The organism is Mesorhizobium sp. M1A.F.Ca.IN.020.06.1.1, from assembly GCF_004023265.1.
Lineage (GTDB): Bacteria > Pseudomonadota > Alphaproteobacteria > Rhizobiales > Rhizobiaceae > Mesorhizobium.
The window spans coordinates 1-1,584 of the sequence record NZ_RZSR01001169.1; the positions used below are offsets into that span (position 1 = coordinate 1).

General features: G+C 58.7%; 3 protein-coding genes. All 3 read left to right on the top strand.

Annotation, left to right across the window (positions count from 1 at the left end):
* On the top strand, window positions 1-382 hold a 382-nt coding region (locus EOA60_RS32120; RefSeq protein ID WP_128312568.1), incomplete at its 5' end, for an SDR family oxidoreductase.
* Window positions 383-402: 20 nt separating this feature from the next.
* Window positions 403-717, top strand: a complete 315-nt coding sequence (locus tag EOA60_RS32125; protein WP_245479264.1) for a Rid family hydrolase — start codon at window positions 403-405, stop codon at window positions 715-717.
* A gap of 265 nt (window positions 718-982) precedes the next feature.
* Window positions 983-1,584, top strand: a 602-nt coding sequence (locus EOA60_RS32130) for a GntR family transcriptional regulator (RefSeq protein ID WP_164899741.1), incomplete at its 3' end; no start/stop codon positions are given.

The following is a 1,584-nucleotide window of genomic DNA, read 5'->3' on the forward strand; positions in this document are numbered from 1 at the left end:
GTTCCGCTGCTCCAAGGCAGCGGCGCCCGCCTTGAAGTCGGCAAAAGGCGCAATAGTCAACACCGCCTCCATCGCAGGTTTTGGCGCCGTGGCAAGCACTATTGCCTACAGCGGTTCGAAGGCAGCCGTCATCAACCTGACGAAGAACCTGGCGCGCGCGCTCGCTCCCGATGTGCGGGTAAATGCCGTGGCGCCCGGCGTGGTCGAAAGCTCGTGGGGCATAGAATGGTCCGAGGAGCGGCGCCAGAGCACAATTGCCAACACGCCCTTGAAGAAGGTCTGCACCACCGCCGATGTGGCCGAACTCATCATCTATCTCGGTTTCGCTGGCGCGCTGATCACCGGGCAGACGGTGGCGATCGATGGCGGTATCTCAATCTGACCATGGAGTACGCAGAGCAAATGGAACTCGTAAAGCTTAGGTCCGGCAGCATCCTTGAAGAGAAAGAAAGCTATTCGAGGATCGTCGTGCTCGACAACTGGATCTTCATGTCGCTCACCGCTGGACGCGACTACAAGACCCGCGCAATGCCGCAAACAGCAATCGAGCAGGCAAGGCAGGCGATGAAGAATGTCGAAGGCGCGCTCAAGGCGGTCGGCAGCGGCCTTGCGGATGTGGTTCGCCGGCGCATCTTCATTCCTCGCCAGGAAGATGTCGCGGAGGGCATGGCTTATATAAAGAGAAGTTCCGGGGCATCTCTCCGGCTAGCTACGTGACATGCAGTCCGCTGGGCGGACCTGAGTATGTCTTCGAGATCGAGATTACCGCCTACAGGGGTGCGAGCGAGCTTCCGGCCAAGAACATTTCGATTTCACTGTGATGGGCCGATATTGCTAGGAAACCCCCTCGCCGTGGCTTTTCGGGGGCGTGCGGGTTCGTATATAGTCTACAAATCCGCATGGCCGATGCAGTCGGCCTTCCACGATCCTGACAAGGGTTTTGATGCCGAAACAAAGCGACGCCAGGATGATACTTGCTCCCATGACGCAAATGGAGAGCACGCAGTTTGCTGCCGAGCAAATCCGCAACGCGATCATTGCCGGGCACTTCAAGCCAGGCGACCGGTTGGTTGAGCAGCAGCTCACCGACATGCTAAACGTGTCCCGACATCCCGTTCGGGAAGCGTTGCGCCTGCTTTCCCGCGAGGGTTTTGTCGAGCTCAGGCGAAACAAGGGAGCGTCCGTCAGCGCGGTTGATGCAGACAGCGTCATCGAGGTTTACAATATCCGGATGGCGCTGGGAAAAATTGCGCTGGATCATCTGCTAGCGCAGCCTGGTCGCCTAGCCTCAGCCGACTTGAAGCGATTGGAAAAACTGGCTGAGAACGCCGTCAGGTTCGCCAGGCTCGACAACCAGGCCGAGACAGTCCGCAACGACCTCGAGTTCCAGCAGGCGATCATCGACGCGACGGGATTGCAGCGGACCATTCGTTACTTTTCGGAGCTGACGGCAGACGTCAGGCGATTCAACCACCAGCTGGGAGTGGTCTACACCGACCGAAAGGGTGACGCCGAGAGGTACGTGGTCAAGCTTTTCGAAAGCTTGCGGGACGCAGATCTCGCTACCGCGCATGAGATCTGGCA